The organism is Aneurinibacillus soli (assembly GCF_002355375.1).
In the GTDB taxonomy this organism is placed as follows: domain Bacteria; phylum Bacillota; class Bacilli; order Aneurinibacillales; family Aneurinibacillaceae; genus Aneurinibacillus; species Aneurinibacillus soli.
The window spans coordinates 3,327,719-3,345,848 of record NZ_AP017312.1; the positions used below are offsets into that span (position 1 = coordinate 3,327,719).

Below are 18,130 nucleotides of genomic sequence, written 5' to 3' on the forward strand. Positions count from 1 at the left end.
GATTTTCTCGATAGCCACTGGCTTTTTGAAAGACTGCTTCCTTAATGTTTTATCTACATAGCAAAGCTCAGCCTCTTGATTATACTTGAAGAGTTTCGTCCAAACTGTGTCAGGAGCTGGATCGAGCGGGGCAACGGAACGCCTGTACGCGACTCCCCAGCGGAAGGGGATAGGCGAACGGGCTTTTGCCTACAATGCTTCGATGCCAATACATCGTGGGCATGTTTTGTGGGCGAGTTCGTCTGGCCCCTGGAGCGGACAGTCCCAACTTCTCCGTAAGCGTACCAAAGTGACGAGGCCCCGCCCGATCCTGCTCCTCCACCACACTTTGGAGAAAACCTACACCAAGAAAAAAAGAGGGCGATCTCAATTGAGACCACCCTCTTCTTTATTCACGCGGATCTACCGCATGTATGCCGGAAGCCATCCAGCCGGATGCGGCTTCATGCTGCTCCCATTTTGTTTCCCATTTTGTGACGAATGCTTCAATCGCGGCGATCCAGCGCAGCAAATAATCTCGCTCCAGCGCCAGGTCCGCAATGCCTGCCATATCATTAACCTGAAAGCAGGTGCGTACTTCATCTTCCAGCCACTGTACTTCGAGCCGCTTCTGCTCGACTACATGCCGCAGCCGCACAAAACGGAGGTGCAGTCTGTCCAATCCTTCAATCGCTTCCATGTACGGCCACCCTCTATATCAGGGATTACTGCTTGTTAATGACTTTCATAACATTTTCAAGCGCTACTACAATTTGTTCACAGTGTTCTTTTTCAGCAACCAATTGAGAAATTGCAGACATATTGTTCACTTTAAAGTGATTCAGTACTTCTTCTTCCATTTCCTTAATACGCAGTTCGAGTTTCTCTGTAGAATCCTGCACGTTCACTACAACATCTTCTAATACACTTGCTGTTTTTACTTCTACCATTGCTACGGCAACCTCCTCTATTCCTGATTGAACTTCTTGATTTTGATTTTGTTCTTGTGTGTCTTTCGGCAGCTGTGGTTCTTCTTCTACTGTTTCTACCGCCACTTCCTGTACCTGTGGAACTTCAGCAGATGGTTCGGGTTCAGCTTCCGCTGTGTCCTTGGCATACGCAACCAGTACGAGATCGTCTACTACGCGCATCCGCTCGTCGCCTTCTAGAACAAATGTATACTCCCGACGAGACAAGTTCAATTCATGTTCCATCTGCATGTACAACTGCGTCAGCGGCACATGTTTTACCTGATGCTCAGACAAGAAAGCATACAAGGCATCATTCGCAATCTTCCAGCGAGCCAGATACCATAGATCCGAACCTTCAAACTGGACAAATCGCGCATCACTCTGAAGCGGAAGCTTGTCCATCTGGAAACTGTATGATACAACATTCATGCGGCGCAGCTTTTTCACACACTGCTCCGCAGTAAGCGGTCCTTTGTTCTCTAAGAAATAGCGAACAAGTTCTTCCGCGATATGGTCGCGAAATGCAACATCCATCTCAATGACCGCATGAGACGCACCGGTATGGAATGGTGTGCCCAACTCCAGCACTTCATCGATGATAGTAACCGGAGATTTCCCCATCTGTTCCAGCTGTGTACCATATGTATTCTCCAGACGGCTTTCTAGCTCCTGCCTTGACAGTGAACGTTCCCCCTGGCGGAAAACTTTTTTTACCATACTTCCTGGTGTGTATACTAACGTACTCATTCACAGACTCCTTTACATAGTCTTGTCGTGTATTATCATACCATGTTCTGATGCAGGTTTGGGGGGCAAAATTACCGTTTTGATCAAATTTCCTACATCTCACACCTTTATTTATAAAAATTCATTTTTCTGCATTTTATTCATAGACAATTTCAACTCCTGGTTGTATATTTATTATTATTAATTTAATAAATATGCATTCATATTCAGGCATACGTCCTGTTATTATAGAAATCTTACAAAAGGAGAACAACAAAATGCAGATACGGAAAGCAAAAATTCATGATCTCGATGGAATGATGGCACTCATTAATGAATACGCACAGGAAGGGCTGATGCTACCGCGCTCTAAGCTGTCACTGTGCGAAACGCTACACTGTTTCTCAGTTGTCGTGGATGACAAGGGAGAAGTAAGCGAAGCGGGCACTATTGTCGGGGTAGGCGGCCTCCATATTTTATGGGAAGACCTGGCTGAAGTTCGCTCACTGGCCATCTCTGGAAAAGCCAAAGGAAAAGGTCTTGGCAAACTGCTTGTGAACCACCTCGTACAGGAAGCTCAAGAACTCGGTCTGCAGCGGGTAATGTCGCTCACATACCAGCAAGTCTTCTTCGAAAAATGCGAATTTTATGTTGTGCAAAAAGAAACACTCCCCCATAAAGTATGGAAAGATTGTGTAAACTGCTCTAAATTCCCAAGCTGTGATGAAATTGCCATGATCCGCGACCTTGCGCCGATCACAGCTGCCGTATAAATAACAAAAGAAGGAGCGCCTATCATACAAGACGCTCCTTTTCTTTACGTATGCTTATTTCCCACGCCTGAGTATGCCTTTCAGCATTTGCAAGCGACTCGTTCCAACGAGAGAATCGGCCTTCGTCAGTACATCCCGAATGACACCCATAATATTTTTATTGCCATTCCAGTGTTCCTCGATGATTTTTTCATCTACATCTACCAGCATTTTGTTTAGCGCCATCACTGCAAATACGATGTCGTCCGCAAATCCAACAGGACCAAGCAATATCTCCGGGAGAATATCGAGCGGTGACATAAAGTAGACAACAGCCAACAATGCGACTGACTTCGAGCGCAGCGGGACTCGATTATCTTTGGCCAGTCGAGCCAGCAAAACGAATAAATCCGGTGCCAGCAACAAATACGGCATGAACTTATCCGATGTACCTGCTCCCATTTTATCACGGATATAATCCTCAATTTTACTGCGGAGGCGGTCATAAAATCTCCGCTCCTCCTGCTCAAGCACCCTTAGCCCCCCATCTGTTTCCTCAACACCTTCTGCTGCCCGCTCTGTTTTGTTCTCATCTGTAGGCAATGGGTCATTCTCCGTCAGCACATTCCAGTTAAACTCACTCATATCCACCAATATATCCGATGGGATCATACTATCGAACTCAATCCCCTCTGTAGTAAATACCATCCTCTGTATGTGTATCTCCTGAAGCTCTGGATTCAGTTCAACAAGCTTGCCAAGCTGAATCGTGAGGCTGTTATCCGATGCAAGGACATATGGGCTATCCGGAAGTGCACTTGAAAGCAAGGTGCGACCAGTAAGACTTTTTGCTAGTATGCGTTCTGTTTCAGTCAGAAGCTTCTGCATAAAGGTACCGCGTGTTCGCTCCATGCTCTCTTCATAGGAAAGAGTAAGGTAACGCCCTGTCGTATCAAAACAGAAGGCTTCAATGCGAACCGTGTACACCACCGGAAACCATTCACCACGCACCCGCACCTGTGCATCAATAAGTGCCTGTCCATCTAGCGTACGAATACGGTTAATGTACAGTATCTGTGGCAGCAGTGTATTCAGCTTTGGAAGTAGCATCGTCTCAATCATCGGTCCGGTAAGCTTCATGTATATCGACTCCTTGTTTTTAGGCAATTTACAATTAGATTACCCTTTTATACGCAAGAGTGGACATCAGGTTTCAACACAAGAAATTCAAAACACAGGCTAACATTCAATGCGTTTTTCCGATATAATAGTAAGTATTAGATTAGATTTGTACAGGCAAACTGCCAAAAAGCGAGGAATGTCCATGTGGCAAAATTTGTTCCGTAAGCTAAAATACCAGTATTTGAAGTTGTTGCGCTCCCAAGGTGCACCCTCTATTATAGCGCGCAGCTTTTCACTCGGGATCTTCATTGAATTCCTTACACTTCCGACACTCGGTGCCGCGTTTTTGTTATTGTATCCGCTTATCCGGCTCGTTCGAGGCAGTTTTGCTGCTTCGCTGATCGGATTTATCATGGGTAAGTTTGTTCTTCCTGTGTTTTTTGTTCTCAATATGAGCGTAGGTAACTTTATTGTCGGTAAAAAACTCGACCATCAGCACGTAAACGGACACCTTCATCACCATTCCTTTTTATCCGCTGTGCAATTTGTCAAAGAAAAAGGAATCACCCTGTTCGTAGGTAGTGCAGTCAATGGTACAGTTACGGCTATTCTTTGCTACATCCTTGTTTTCTACGGACTTCAGTTTTATCGCAAACGTAAAGAAAAACGTCGCCTAGCGATTCAGTTGAGTAAAGTAAAATAAATAAAGTCACGAAAGAGGGGCGGTCCCGTTGATACAGGATCGCCCCTTTTGTTTTTGCTCTTCTTCTATCCGATCATGCCAAAACGGCTCGATCACTTGCAAACTTCTCGCCGCGCAGACGCTGGAACTCTTCCAGCAGTCTCTCGATTGTGAGATCCTTTTTCTCCTCAGCCGGTACATCCAGAATAATCATACCTTTGTCCATCATAATCAGACGATTGCCGAGATCAAGCGCTTGCTGCATGTTGTGCGTAACCATGAGCGTAGTTAGCTGCTGGCGACCGACAATCTGCTCGGTAAGCTCAGTAATGCGCTGCGCGCGTGCCGGGTCAAGCGCAGCCGTATGCTCATCAAGTAAAAGCACCTTTGGTTTTGTAAATGTCGCCATCAACAGACTAAGCGCCTGCCGCTCCCCACCAGATAGCATACCGACTTTCGCATTGAGCCGATTTTCCAGTCCAAGATGAAGCGTCTCCAGATACGTCCGGAATTCATCGCGGCGCTTTGCCGTTACCCCACGTCCGAGCGTGCGGCGTTTATCACGTGCATAGGCAAGTGCGAGATTCTCCTCAATCGTCATAGCTGGTGCCGTTCCTGCCATCGGGTCCTGGAACACGCGACCAATCATCGGTGCCCGCTTGTACTCCGGCAAGTTATTCACTACTGTACCATCAATCTCCACGGTACCATGATCCGGACGCAATACACCGGAAATAATGTTCATAAGTGTCGATTTTCCGGCACCATTACTACCGATAATCGTAACAAAATCCCCTGGCGCCAAATGCAGATTAATATGATTGAGAGCAATCTTCTCGTCCACAGTTCCTTCATTAAATACAACATAGATGTCATTGAGTTTAAGCATGCTTCTTCACCTCGCTACGCTCCCGTGCACTCGGATTTCCATCGGCACGCGTTTTTGCGTGTGCCGCCCGACGTTTGCGCTCCTTGAAGCCTGCCGAAATACGCGGCATTACAAGCGCGACAATAACAATTAATGCGGTCATCAGTTTCATATCAGACGGAGCAAGGCCGACCCGCATCGCCAGCGCGACAACAAGGCGGTAAATAATCGCCCCGCCGATAACCGCAAATGTCGCGCGAAAAATCGTTTTATCTCCAAAAATTGCTTCCCCGATAATAACGGAAGCAAGGCCGATCACGATCATCCCAATCCCCATCGATACATCGGCAAATCCCTGGTACTGTGCATATAATGCACCAGACAATGCCACAAGACCATTGGAGATACTTAAACCCAGAATGATCGTCGTATCTGTATTGGTGGAGAAACTGCGAATCATGCGCTGGTTATTTCCTGTCGCACGAATCGCCAGCCCGATCTCCGTATGCAGGAATCGGTCATTCAAAAATTTAATCAAAAGCGCAATGACAGCAACCGCTGCAAGTACCCCGTAATCTCCCCACTTCTCATCAAACTGCGTAAACAGCGTATCTTCGCCAAGCAGTGGTACATTCGCCTTGCCCATAATACGCAAATTGATCGTATACAACGCAATCATGGAGAGAATCCCGGAAAGAAGTGGATTGATCTTCCCTTTCGTATGCAAAATCCCGGTCATAGCACCGACGATAACCCCTGCTCCTAGGCTTGCAATCGTCGATAGAAATGGTGCCGTTCCTGCTGTAATCAGCGTAGCCGCCACTGCTCCACCGGTCGTGAAGCTTCCGTCGACTGTCAAATCCGGAAAGTCAAGAATCCGGAACGTTAGGTATACGCCAAGTGCCATAATTGCAAAAATAAATCCGGACTGCATCGAGCCCATTAATGCCACGCTCATAAGAACCTCCCTGTGCCTTTACTTCGCTGCCTTACCGTCAATCATGTCTGGCTTCCATTTATCCAGCGCTTCTTTTGGTAATTTAGTAATATCAATGCCCTGTGCTTTCGCCGCTGCCTTATTAATCGTCAGCGTCAGCTTATTCGGATAACCAATTGCTATCTCACCTGGCTTAGCACCCTCTTTTAAAATTTTAACCGCCATTTTACCTGTTTCATAGCCAATATCCGAATATTCAAAGCCCACACCCGCAAAACCACCGCTGCGTACAGACTCAAGTTCCCCTACAAACAACGGAATTTTATTTTTGTTTGCTGTACCAATAATGGTTTTAAGCGCAGTAACAGCTGTATTATCCTGCGGCACGTAAATCGCATCTACTTTGCCGACAAGTGATTCTACGGCTGGCTTGATTTCGTTTGTATTCGTCGCTGTAGCATCTACTGGTGTGAGCTGTAGTTTACCCAGTGCCTCTTTTGCTACTCTTACGTTCGCAACCGAGTTTGCTTCCCCACTGTTATACACGATGCCGACTTTTTTGGCATTCGGGAACAAGTCCTTAATCGCCTTCATCGTATTCGGGATGGCATCCGGTGGTGTATCAGACACACCCGTAACGTTGCCACCTGGCTTCTGCAAGTCTTTCACCAGCTTCGCACTTACCGGGTCTGAGACAGCTGTAAACAGTACAGGCGTATTTTTTACGTTCTGGGCAATCGCCTGTGCATTCGGCGTCGCAATCGCGAGAATTAGATCTTTCTTGTCTGATGCGAATTTTTGAGCAATCGTATTCACATTCGTCGGGTCGGCCTGTGAATTCTGATAATCAATTTCTACATTCTTTTTGTCTTCCAGTCCGTTCTCTTTGAGCGCTTTTAAGAAGCCCTCCCGAGCTGCGTCAAGCGCCGGATGCTCCACAAACTGCGTGATGCCGATTTTATATGTTTTTGTTTCAGCACCGCCTGCGCTACTAGATGACTTCTTATCATCCGTACCGCCGCCCCCACACGCACTTAAAAATGTAAGCATACCTGCTGCCGCCAGCGGAAGCAACCGTTTTACTTTTCCTTTCATCAACATGAAACACTCCCCTCTATATTTATCATTCCTTTGATAAAGTTCTTTGTTGAGTAGATTTATTATAGCATGTTCTACTTTGCTTTAAAGCAAAAAAATAATAGAATCTTTTAATTTTAATGAAAAAGTATTGCGATTTTATGCGTTAAAGCGTCTACTTGCGAAATTTTTTTGTGATTCATAAATAAATTTATATTTTTTTTACTTGATCTATCGTTTTATTGCTTCCATATCGGGTGGAAGTGGTGCTTCAAAAGAAAGCCACTCTTTGGTATGGGGATGTGGAAATGACAGCCTGCGAGAATGGAGTGCCTGCCGTTTGATTTTCTCTTGTGTTCCCCCATACAAATCATCCCCGAGCAGTGGATGCCCGATATGGCCCATATGCACACGAATCTGATGGGTCCGTCCCGTCTCAAGCACCAGGCGAACGTGTGTAAACCCTTGATAGCGGCCAAGCACCGTATAATTCGTACGTGCCCACTGCCCGTCTGGATGAACCATTCGCTCCATGATCGAATCATCTCGCCGCTTGATCGGTGCATCAATGACTCCTTCATCTCTAGACATAATGCCATGTACGAACGCTTCATATTGTCGCTTAATGCCACCCGCCCGCTGTACATCTGCAAGCTGCTGATGCGCATACTGGCTGCGTGCAATAATAAGTAGACCCGACGTATCTTTATCCAGCCGATTAACCGGACGAAACTTGCGTGAAACTCCCTGCGCAAGCCAGTGATATACAACCGCGTTGCCGAGCGTCCCATCCGGATGCAGCATAGTGGGATGGACACACAGGCCCGCCTCCTTATTCACAATGAGCACATCTTCGTCTTCATATAATGAAACAAACGGAATAGGCTGCGGTACGATATTCTCCGACTCCTCTTCTGGAAGACACAGCTCTACGACATCTCCTTCTGTTAGCGGATGATCCAGATATGTCGATACTCCGTTCAACAAAATGCCCTTCGTCTGCTTTAACTCGACAAGCAGGCTGCGCGATAGTCCGTGATATCCACGCAAAAATGAACGAACATTTTCCGTATGCTCGTCTCCTTCTTTGACAATAAAAGTTAACACTCTTGCTATTTTATGCTCCTGATTCATCATAAAATACCCCTTTCTGCCATACTATTTACATCATTGTTCATCATAATAAACATAAAAAAATCAGATTAATACGAGTTATCACTTTTTATTCCGAAATATTATGTTATGATAAAGAAGTGATCAGATGAATTTAACATTCAGCCTGATACGCTTACATTATCGTAAGAGAGGGAGAAAATAATGGCCGAGATGAAAAAGTTCACCAAAGTTCTGGTGGCAAACCGTGGAGAGATTGCCATCCGTATTTTCCGCGCCTGCACAGAGCTTGGCATTCGCACAGTTGCAATTTATTCCGAGCAGGACAACGTAGCCCTACATCGTTTTAAAGCGGATGAAGCGTACTTGATCGGAGAAGGCAAAGGCCCGATCGAAGCGTACCTCGATATTGAAAACATTATCGAAGTCGCCAAACGCCATGACGTGGACGCCATTCATCCCGGCTATGGCTTTCTAGCCGAGAACGAGCAGTTCGCAGCTCGCTGTGAAGAAGAAGGCATCGTCTTCATCGGTCCGAAATCCGAGCATATCCGCATGTTTGGCGATAAAGTCATCGCCCGTAAAATGGCGATTGAAGCCAACATCCCGGTGATCCCGGGAACACCAGAGCCGATCAGCACACTTGAAGAAGCCCTTCGCTTCGTAAAAGAAAACGGTTACCCGATCATCATCAAGGCTGCATCGGGCGGTGGTGGCCGCGGCATGCGCATCGTACGCAAGCAAGCTGAGCTACAAGACTCTCTTGATCGCGCCCGTTCCGAAGCAAAGTCTGCATTCGGCAACGCCGCTGTCTATCTCGAAAAATATCTGGAGAATCCGAAACACATCGAAGTACAGATTCTCGCGGATCGTCATGGACATGCTATTCATCTGTTTGAGCGCGACTGTTCTATTCAGCGCCGCCACCAGAAAGTTGTCGAGGTAGCACCAAGCTTAGCCCTCACTGACCGCCAGCGTGAAGAGATCTGCGATGCAGCCCTGCGCCTGTCCAAATCATGCCAGTACCTGAACGCCGGAACTGTCGAGTTCCTCGTAGCTCCAGACGGCACGTTTTACTTCATTGAGGTAAACCCTCGCATTCAGGTCGAACATACGATTACCGAGATGGTAACCGGCATTGATATCGTACAGTCCCAGATTCGCATCGCGGAAGGCTATGCACTCGAAGACGACGAGATCGGGATTCCGTCACAAGCAAGCATTCAAACACGCGGCTTTGCGATTCAATCCCGTGTAACAACCGAAGACCCGGAGAAAAATTTCCTGCCGGATACCGGACGTCTGCTCGCTTATCGTTCTGCAAGTGGTTTCGGTGTGCGCTTAGATGCCGGTATCGGTGCACCTGGCGCAGTAATCACACCGCACTACGATTCCCTGCTTGTTAAAGTATCAACCCAGGCCCTTACCTTTGAACGAGCAGCCAGCAAAATGCTGCGGACTCTCAAGGAATTCCGGATTCGCGGCGTTAAAACGAACATTCCGTTCCTTGAAAACGTTATGCAACATCCAGACTTCTTAAGTGGCAACTACGATACATCTTTTATTGATACGAAACCGGAGCTATTCGAATTCCCGCAGAAAAAAGACCGGGGGACAAAGCTTCTTACTTATATTGGTCAGACGATTGTTAACGGCCATCCAGGTTTAGTGAAAGCGGACAAAAAACCGACATTCGTCAAACCGCGCATTCCACAAACATCCGTCAATCAGCCGTACCCGTCCGGTACGAAGCAAATTCTTGACGAGCAAGGTGCAGACGGCGTTGTGAAATGGATTCAGCAGCAGAAAAAACTGCTTGTAACCGACACAACATTCCGCGATGCGCACCAGTCACTATTCGCTACCCGTGTCCGCACACATGATCTGGTGCAAATTGCCGAAGCAACCGGAAAAATCGCTTCTGACTTATTTTCGCTCGAAATGTGGGGCGGCGCAACCTTTGATACATCGATGCGCTTCCTGAACGAAGATCCATGGGATCGCCTGATGCAACTGCGCGCCCACATTCCGAACGTATTGTTCCAGATGTTATTCCGTGGCGCCAATGCTGTTGGCTACACGAACTACCCGGATAATGTCGTCAAGAAGTTCATCGAGACATCCGCCAACGCAGGCATTGACGTATTCCGTATTTTCGACAGCCTGAACTGGACGGAAGGCATGCGCCTTGCCATTGAGTCTGTCCGTGAGAATGGAAAAATTGCCGAAGCGGCGATCTGCTATACAGGCGACATTCTCGATCCGAGACGTGACAAATACAACTTGAAATACTATGTAAATCTCGCCAAAGATCTCGAAAAAGCAGGCGCACACATTCTTGCTATCAAAGATATGGCCGGCCTTCTTAAGCCATATGCAGCATTCGAGCTTGTCAAAGCACTAAAACAAGAAATCGGCATTCCGATTCACCTGCACACACACGATACAAGTGGCAATGCAGGCGCAATGCTCCTGAAAGCGACCGAAGCAGGTGTGGATATTGTGGATGTGGCATTAAGTTCCATGTCCGGTCTGACATCCCAGCCGAGCTTAAATGCACTTGTAACCGGACTTGAGCAACATGAGCGTTCAACCGGGCTCGATATAGATGGCTACCAGCAGCTCGCCGATTACTGGGAAGATGTTCGCACGTATTATGCGGGCTTCGAGACAGGCATGAATGCAAGTAACGCAGAAGTATACAAGCACGAAATGCCGGGTGGACAGTATACCAATCTTCAGCAGCAGGCGAGTGGCGTAGGCCTTGGTGAGCGCTGGGGCGAGATCAAGGAGATGTATTCGAACGTCAATCACATGTTTGGCGATATCGTGAAAGTAACTCCATCTTCCAAAGTCGTCGGCGATATGGCACTGTTCATGGTACAGAACAACCTGAGCGAGAAAGACGTATATGAGCGCGGTGACTCTATCGACTTCCCTGAGTCCGTTATCACGTTCTTCCAGGGCTATCTCGGCCAGCCATACGGTGGATTCCCTGAGAAGCTTCAGCAGACCATTCTCAAAGGACGCGACTATTTTACAACCCGTCCAGGCGAGCTTCTGCCACCGGCGGACTTCGATGAGATAAAAGCTATACTAGAAGAAAAACTGGAACGTCCTATCACTGATTTCGATGTGATGTCGTATGTGATGTATCCACAGGTGTTCCTCGACATGCAGAAGCGCCAGCAAGAATTCGGCAACGTATCCGTACTTGATACACCGACTTTCTTCTACGGTCTTCGTCTCGGAGAAGAAATCGCCATTACGATTGAACAGGGCAAAACCTTGATGGTGAAGCTGTTATCTGTAAGCGAACTCAGCCCTGACGGCATGCGGACGATCTACTATGAGCTAAACGGCCAGCCGCGTGAGATTACGCTACGTGATGCAGGAGCCAAAGTAACGGTTGCTCATCGTATAAAAGCGGACAGTTCTGATTCGGGCCAGATTGGTGCTTCTATGCCAGGTAAAGTACTCAAACTAATGGTAGAGACGGGCGATAAAGTAACGAAAGGCGAGCATGTCATCGTAACCGAAGCCATGAAAATGGAGACGACCATGCAAGCGCCGTTCTCCGGTGTCGTGAAAGAAATTTCCGTCAAAGCAGGCGACACAATCGAGACAGGCGATCTGTTACTTGTCATCACCCCAAGCTAACTCTTATATGTACAGCAAAAGAGACGGTGCACACATTTTATTTAGAATCAACGAATTATAATAACCCTTATTCATATCAATAAAAAATATAAAATGTTTAACATTTTATAAAGAAAAATAAAGGGATAGATACAGGCAGAGGAATCCTGCTTGTTCTATCCTTTTTTGTACCACAAATGACCTCATTTACAACTACAACATGTTGTTGTAATGGTAAATTACAAATCAGTTAATTTTCCTGCCTTACTTCAAATCCTGTTAAGAGAATGCAAGTAAAGAACGCCACTACTGCGACTGTTATTCCAAACATGACACCCATTGCCGCCATAAACATGTCCAATTCGGGTGTAGATGGTGGCAATGTTATTAAACGATAGATTAATCCACATGCCAGAAATCCATAAAAACTGCTTCCTGTAACTGCCATCTTTAAGCGGTCAATTTTACTACCAATCCATGTTTTATTGATTGCAATCCAACAGTAAACACTACAAATTATAGCCGAGAACATAATGAATAAGTGAATAACGGGAACTAAAAAATATATACCGATAAAAAGAAATAGAACTGTTAATGAAAATAAGGTTCCATTGATTAAGAATAAAAGTAACCCACTTTTAAATGGACTGCGAAACCACTCAAGTTGATGCAGTTTTAGAAGAATTTTATTATTACAATCAATATGAAACGCTATTTGTTTTCTAAAAAGTGAGATTAAGCATACGAACATAAAACCCAACAAGAGGAAAAATATCATAAATAATCCTCCCTTTTTTGATTTTATTATAACACAAATTGGAAAATCACTATATCAACATCAAAGTTTAACAGAGCCTTCATGTTAAGCAATTATCTAAAATTCCAATAACTATATTAGCATGAGCTTTACATCAAAATGTTGGCACTCTCCAAAAGAGTGCTATTGAAACTGCTCAAATTGTTTTGCAATCCAGGCTCCATTGTTCTCAGCAATATATTTTTCAGCCAAGAGTAACCGCTGTACAAGCTCTTTCTTTGACAGTTTCATGTACTTTCTTTCGGCATTTTCTATGCTTCGTTCTGCACTGATACGTCGGTAGTCAACAGGCACAAATTTAATAGAACGTTTTTGTATGGAGTTATTGGAATGTAATTTTTTCTTATATGTCTTGCTATGTTGCTTGTAATACTCATTCAGTTCCTTATTCGTACTGATTGTATTTGGATGAATTCCTCTCCCTTCGGGGTCAATTTCTTTTGACTTCTCTGACACATTTTTTAGCGTAACAGGGAGATCCTGTTTGACCAAAAGGTCAATTGCTTCCTTTCCTAATGAGGAAGAGCGTTTACTTCGAGACTCGTGAACATCTTGCAGCCATGCTCGGTCATTTTTTGAAGGAAATGTGTGGCTCATACTGTTGTTCCTCCCTGTATTTCTCAATCAGTTCCATTTCCTTTAACTCGTTTCTCGCAAGTTTCCGCATATTTTTTGCCTTTTTCACTTCAACTGTCAAACCCATTGAAGTAAACCGCTTTTCCATATCCTTAGACAACTCAATGACATCAAGAAGTTCATGTTTCTTTTCAGGTTGTGGAATTTTTGCCATGCACCCTAAACATTGCATTTTCGTAGGGCATACAGCATTTGTAACACAAGTCCCGCCCAATACATTGTTATATACACCTACTTCGGTTTTGTGTTTTTCCCATTCCTTTTGAAGCTCTTCTGGGCTACGGAGAACCGCTACATCTAAATCAACATAGTTGGCAATCACACTATGTAATTCTCCAACTTTTTCGGCTACTTGGCTTGGGGTCGGTTCAGAATAATATCCCGTTACATTTACATCACGTTGATGAAGTATCTTTGCTACAATATCAACGGGGATTTGCTGACGCTGAACAGCTTCTGTAGCGAACGCATGACGTAGTAAATGTGTTTTAATGACAACTGGTTGTCCTTCTTGTGTCTCGAAATTTAGTCCATGAAGCAGAAATCGAAGACATGAATAAAGAGCATCCTTTTTAAAAGATTGATGGTTGTATTGAAAAAAATAGGGCTTAGGCTCTGGAAACTGATGTTTCCTCTCATCACGATACGGTACACTTGGAATTGCACCGTTATAATGCTCTTTAAGCAGTAAGGAAACAGCTTGTATTAGTTTCATTGTTTGCTCACTGATTGAATAACTTTCTGCGGTATCTCTACCTTTCGGAACAACTTGGAACGAAAAGTGTACTTTACCATTTGCTTTTATTGCTCGAATGCAATCTTTTGTACTTTGAATTTGCAACAGCTCACTTATCCTTGCTCCTGTTGTGGTCAGTATGTCTACTGCTAATAAACCGAAGGTTGTTGCGACATAAAAAGACTCCACATCAAATACAATGCCTTCGGCTTTGTTGTTGTGAAGAGAAATAAATTTACTTTGAAATAGAACTCCTTTATGCATAGAATTAAAAGGCACGGGATTTTTACTTGTTCCTTCTTCACCATATCCCCATGAGAACAGGAGCTGTCGCTTCCGCTCTAAATCAGCATCTGTCGCATTTTGAGACCATAATCCTAACACGCCTTCTTGCAGTATCTCTGTAAACCATAGACCTTCTGCTACATCGTCATCATTTAACCGTTCTGCTCCGATAAGCTCCACAAAGTAATATTTGTTCTTATCAGAATACGTTCCTGTACGCTTCTTTGCTGACTTTACAATAGAATCAGTGAATTTCTCTTGGTGGTAAAGTACAAAGGAGGGCTTGTCCCATAAGCGGAAATAAAACCGTTCTCCAACTCGTTCAGGTTCGTCATAATGAAATTCTAATGGTAACGTCACATTGTCATTTTCGACCTGCTTACAGGCTGTTAGAAAAGCTTCTCGTAATCGTTTTATCTGATTCCAACGGAAATTTGCTTCTACCCTAATTTGAGGAAGAAAAGGAACAACAGCATCCGTTTCACTCTTACGAGTGTTTTTTGCCTGTTCTCTTGCTTGCTTGCCAAACGAAAAGTCTCTGCTGTCAAATTTAGGCATAGGGAACAAGAATTGCTGAAAATACTTCTGTTGTTCCTGATTTAGCTTTGATGTGAGCCATTTTTTAGTCGAATAGGCAGTGGAATTATACTCTTTTAAAAATATTGCTCTTTGGTTATACGAATGTTCAGGAAAAATGCTACCTTTTAGATACTCGTACATATGCTTGTTTACATCAAAATCAAAGAAAATTTGTAAATCATACGTATAAAATATGTCCTTCAATCTTGCATTTAAATTTCTAAGTGTAGACTCTATTGTGCGAGTATCTAAATTCCTATCTCCACCAACAAGCATTACAAATAACAACTGATTTCTCCAAGGCATATCTAAACACCGATTAAAGAAATATTTAACAGGCACTTCATTCAATTTATCTAAAAGAAACATGCCCCTGTTATTCCGTAAGTGAAGAATGTGTTCATCCACTTTACCCACTAATTCCTCATAAAATGGGGAGGTAGGTGAATTGATTCCTGTTGTCATAGTTTAGTCCTCCAACCCGTCTAATAGAGCTTGTATATCTGTATCTAACTCTGTTTCTTTCTCTATTTCCAACACATTGAGTACGGTTTTTTTCGTTCGTTTACGTTTTGATTGTTCCATGTATTCTTTTTCTTTCTCTGTCATGTTTTCAAGCATTTTGTCGTGCAAGTTTCGATGGCTCTCTTCATCAAAATGATGCTCGTACACTTCAATGGTGTCTTTTTGTTTCCACTTCATGTACGTAATAAGTTCATTCTTGCGTTGGGCAATTTCTACATCATTCTTGGAAATGTTGTAAATCTCACGCATACTTATTGTGACGAACCAGTGCCTCGTTTTATGTGGGTTTAACCTCATGTCCAGCAACGTTATTACCTTATTCCAATGAGGATACCAAGCTTGATAATTAAATGGCGTTCCACGTTCCGTTAGGAACATGGGTTCATCATTAGGTAGAAAATCGAAATCCCGCCCAAGAGGGTCAAACTTCTTACGTTCCTGATTAATGTATTGAAACAGAAGTTTCACTGTATCTTTGCTAAAACGAAGAAATTTCACTCTACGACCATGACTTCCCTTGTTAAACGTGTTTACTTCTTGAAAGGACTTACGGGAACGATAATCTCCAATCGTTAATTCAATGACTTCTGAGGCCCTTGCTCCTGTCTCAAACAGCATACGAGCAATTACTTTCTCTCGCAGAGACCAATTTGCCTGATTACCCGCCTGTTTGACTTTATGGTATAGAAAAGGGTCGTCAATAATCTCAGGTTGCCATTCTTCGTTAATGAGTTTGAAGTAGGAATCTGTCAACCGTCTATGCACAAGAGGGTCTTCCGTTCCTGCTTCTGCAGGCATCCGAGGCTTATTTTCTCTTACACCTTCGGTATGGACTTTATAATCATCCAGAATTGCATGAGAATCTATAAGAGGGTTGGCGTACATATACTGTCTCAGCGTGATAAGGGATTTATAGAACGACTTGAGAGCTGAAAGAAAACGATGAACCGTATTTGGGCTTTTATTTGAGAGTTTTACAAATCGAAAAGAGTCTTTTTCTCGTACCTTGCATGCCATTTCATTCATCAAGTAATCTTCAACAGCAACTCGTATTGCTTCTGGATGGTAACTCCAAGTGACACGTTCCCCTTGATAGTTGCTGTATCTATCCATCCAAGTAAAGAATGGAAGAAGGGATTGGAGATACGATAATGCCGAACTTTTTGATATCTTCCTACTCACATCATCGTAAAAGTCTGTTAGCGGTAAAAATGGCTTGTTAGTTTCGTCAAATACAAGCAACTTGTACCGACTTTGAACATCCTTCGGACAATACATGTGATAATAACCATTTTTCATTTTTGAAGCCTCCTGTGAAACATCCAAACCCAATTATTCTTCCAACCAATTGTAGAAAGGAAATTTTGACGGATAGTCACTCTCGCCTTTATTTTCCGTCGCCTCGTAGTCCTGTTGTGTAAGGTCATAAAAATGCTTACTTTGCTTCTTCGGTAATTTAACAGGAACAGTCGTTGGACTCCAATTCTCCCGAATGGCTTTCTTAATAAACCCGTCAGGGTTTTTCACTTTTGCGGCAGATTGTTGCATGATAAGCAAAATTTCTAAGGTTCGTTTGATACCAACAACGGACAGAATAGTAAGGATTTCCTCCGTAGGGGATGTCAATGTGACTGCCTCATACGCTAATCTCACTAACTCCAGTTCATCCACATCTTGCTGTACTGCCTCCTCACTTTGCTGAGAATCTTCTCTCACAAATCCTGTTCCCTGTTTGATATGCACAAGGTCGCTCTCAGGGATTCTCCATCCTTCTTTATCGCTATTGCGAAATGCGTTAGGAAACTTGCCAGAACGCAACCAGCGCTTTATGGTTTCTTCGTGTTTTCCTACAGCAGATGCCAATTCTTTTACTGTATATACTTTCATTTGAGCACCCCGAAATAAATTATAGATTCAATAACAGAATATACGTTCCTATTCTAACTAAAGCTCATGTTGTTGTAAATGTGTTTTTGCTGGTATTGTTGTGGTAGTATATGAGGTCATAAAGAGGTCTATAAAAATAAAAAAATACACCACTTTTGCTAAGTGGTGTACCAATATTCATATAATGTTTCACATTTTATAAATCATCTTGTTTTTATAAGAAGAAGTAATAAATAATCATTCTTTATTTTACAGAGTAGCCCGTCTCTTTTCATTCGCTTCTATTCCCACACCAGATCATCAATCACATGATTGCCCGGCTTATCTCCCTTTCTACGACAGGATTTCTTCTTCTCAGTGACTTGGCAGCTATCAAACATTTCCTTAATTTTATCAAATGCCGCTGGAGCCATGTCCAGCAGGCGGTCATATAGATGTACATCTTCCCGAAGTGATACTGTACGGATACCATCCCGATTCACAACAAGAAAGGCGACCGGGGTAATCGAGATCCCGCCCCCACTTCCACCGCCAAATGGAAATCCTTTCTCTTCTCCGCTCTGCATACTATTTCCATGCATTACGCCGCTCTGGCTGTTCTGTTGGTGTGTTCCATCCTTATACGATTCAAACTCCGTTCCACCAGCCGCAAAGCCAAAGCCCACTTTGGATACCGGCAGAATGACACTGCCGTCCGGTGTTTCAATCGGGTCCCCGATAATTGTATTAACGTCTACCATTTCGCGGATGTTTTCCATCGCCGTCTTCATTAACCCTTGAATCGGATGCTCTCCCATGT

At 44.1% G+C, this 18,130-nt stretch carries 17 protein-coding genes; 3 read left to right on the top strand and 14 right to left on the bottom strand.

Annotation, left to right across the window (positions count from 1 at the left end; all coding sequences use genetic code 11):
* Positions 1 to 109: 109 nt before the first annotated feature.
* From CB4_RS21700 to CB4_RS16855, 3 genes are all read right to left on the bottom strand, one after another.
* A complete protein-coding gene (locus CB4_RS21700; RefSeq protein WP_231956051.1) occupies positions 110 to 325 on the bottom strand; it encodes a hypothetical protein in 216 nt (71 codons plus the stop codon).
* 63 nt (positions 326 to 388) lie between these two features.
* Complete coding sequence (locus CB4_RS16850; protein ID WP_096466922.1) at positions 389 to 679, bottom strand: hypothetical protein; 291 nt, start codon at positions 677 to 679, stop codon at positions 389 to 391.
* 25 nt (positions 680 to 704) lie between these two features.
* Entirely contained in the window at positions 705 to 1,697 is a 993-nt protein-coding gene (locus tag CB4_RS16855) for a hypothetical protein (protein ID WP_096466923.1), read from the bottom strand.
* A gap of 257 nt (positions 1,698 to 1,954) precedes the next feature.
* On the opposite strand from CB4_RS16855, the gene CB4_RS16860 reads away from it, so the two are divergent.
* On the top strand, positions 1,955 to 2,449 hold the full coding sequence (locus CB4_RS16860; RefSeq protein WP_096466924.1) for an N-acetyltransferase: 495 nt from the start codon (positions 1,955 to 1,957) through the stop codon (positions 2,447 to 2,449).
* Between the two features lie 54 nt (positions 2,450 to 2,503).
* Here CB4_RS16860 and CB4_RS21705 read toward each other — a convergent pair whose 3' ends face one another.
* On the bottom strand, positions 2,504 to 3,568 hold the full coding sequence (locus tag CB4_RS21705; protein ID WP_231956052.1) for a YkvA family protein: 1,065 nt from the start codon (positions 3,566 to 3,568) through the stop codon (positions 2,504 to 2,506).
* Between the two features lie 184 nt (positions 3,569 to 3,752).
* On the opposite strand from CB4_RS21705, the gene CB4_RS16870 reads away from it, so the two are divergent.
* Positions 3,753 to 4,253: a DUF2062 domain-containing protein gene (locus tag CB4_RS16870; protein ID WP_096466925.1), complete on the top strand. Its 501-nt coding sequence runs from the start codon at positions 3,753 to 3,755 to the stop codon at positions 4,251 to 4,253.
* Positions 4,254 to 4,326: 73 nt separating this feature from the next.
* Here the strand turns inward: CB4_RS16870 and CB4_RS16875 are convergent, their stop codons facing one another.
* From CB4_RS16875 to CB4_RS16890, 4 genes are all read right to left on the bottom strand, one after another.
* Complete coding sequence (locus tag CB4_RS16875; protein ID WP_096466926.1) at positions 4,327 to 5,121, bottom strand: ABC transporter ATP-binding protein; 795 nt, start codon at positions 5,119 to 5,121, stop codon at positions 4,327 to 4,329.
* On the bottom strand, positions 5,114 to 6,058 hold the full coding sequence (locus tag CB4_RS16880) for an ABC transporter permease (protein WP_096466927.1): 945 nt from the start codon (positions 6,056 to 6,058) through the stop codon (positions 5,114 to 5,116). Before CB4_RS16880 ends, CB4_RS16875 begins: the two co-directional genes overlap by 8 nt.
* Positions 6,059 to 6,076: 18 nt before the next feature.
* Positions 6,077 to 7,132, bottom strand: a complete 1,056-nt coding sequence (locus CB4_RS16885) for an ABC transporter substrate-binding protein (protein WP_096467793.1) — start codon at positions 7,130 to 7,132, stop codon at positions 6,077 to 6,079.
* 213 nt (positions 7,133 to 7,345) lie between these two features.
* A complete protein-coding gene (locus CB4_RS16890; protein WP_231956054.1) occupies positions 7,346 to 8,251 on the bottom strand; it encodes an RluA family pseudouridine synthase in 906 nt (301 codons plus the stop codon).
* 189 nt (positions 8,252 to 8,440) lie between these two features.
* Between CB4_RS16890 and pyc the strand changes: the two genes are divergently transcribed.
* Positions 8,441 to 11,887 (top strand): pyruvate carboxylase, encoded by a 3,447-nt coding sequence (gene pyc / locus CB4_RS16895; RefSeq protein WP_096467794.1) that lies wholly within the window; start codon positions 8,441 to 8,443, stop codon positions 11,885 to 11,887.
* Positions 11,888 to 12,116: 229 nt separating this feature from the next.
* Here pyc and CB4_RS16900 read toward each other — a convergent pair whose 3' ends face one another.
* From CB4_RS16900 to ytfJ, 6 genes are all read right to left on the bottom strand, one after another.
* Positions 12,117 to 12,644, bottom strand: coding sequence for a hypothetical protein (locus CB4_RS16900; protein WP_096466284.1), 528 nt, complete (start codon positions 12,642 to 12,644; stop codon positions 12,117 to 12,119).
* A 162-nt stretch (positions 12,645 to 12,806) separates the two neighbouring features.
* Positions 12,807 to 13,280: a hypothetical protein gene (locus tag CB4_RS16905; protein ID WP_096466283.1), complete on the bottom strand. Its 474-nt coding sequence runs from the start codon at positions 13,278 to 13,280 to the stop codon at positions 12,807 to 12,809.
* Positions 13,252 to 15,384 (bottom strand): site-specific integrase, encoded by a 2,133-nt coding sequence (locus CB4_RS16910; RefSeq protein WP_096466282.1) that lies wholly within the window; start codon positions 15,382 to 15,384, stop codon positions 13,252 to 13,254. The genes CB4_RS16905 and CB4_RS16910 overlap by 29 nt, the downstream gene beginning before the upstream one ends.
* Positions 15,385 to 15,387: 3 nt before the next feature.
* Complete coding sequence (locus CB4_RS16915) at positions 15,388 to 16,743, bottom strand: tyrosine-type recombinase/integrase (RefSeq protein ID WP_096466281.1); 1,356 nt, start codon at positions 16,741 to 16,743, stop codon at positions 15,388 to 15,390.
* A 33-nt stretch (positions 16,744 to 16,776) separates the two neighbouring features.
* Positions 16,777 to 17,331 carry a helix-turn-helix domain-containing protein gene (locus tag CB4_RS16920; protein ID WP_096466280.1) on the bottom strand — a complete coding sequence of 185 codons (555 nt, stop codon included), beginning with the start codon at positions 17,329 to 17,331 and terminating at the stop codon, positions 16,777 to 16,779.
* 281 nt (positions 17,332 to 17,612) lie between these two features.
* Positions 17,613 to 18,128: a GerW family sporulation protein gene (ytfJ, locus tag CB4_RS16925; protein WP_096466929.1), complete on the bottom strand. Its 516-nt coding sequence runs from the start codon at positions 18,126 to 18,128 to the stop codon at positions 17,613 to 17,615.
* Between the last annotated feature and the right edge of the window lie 2 nt (positions 18,129 to 18,130).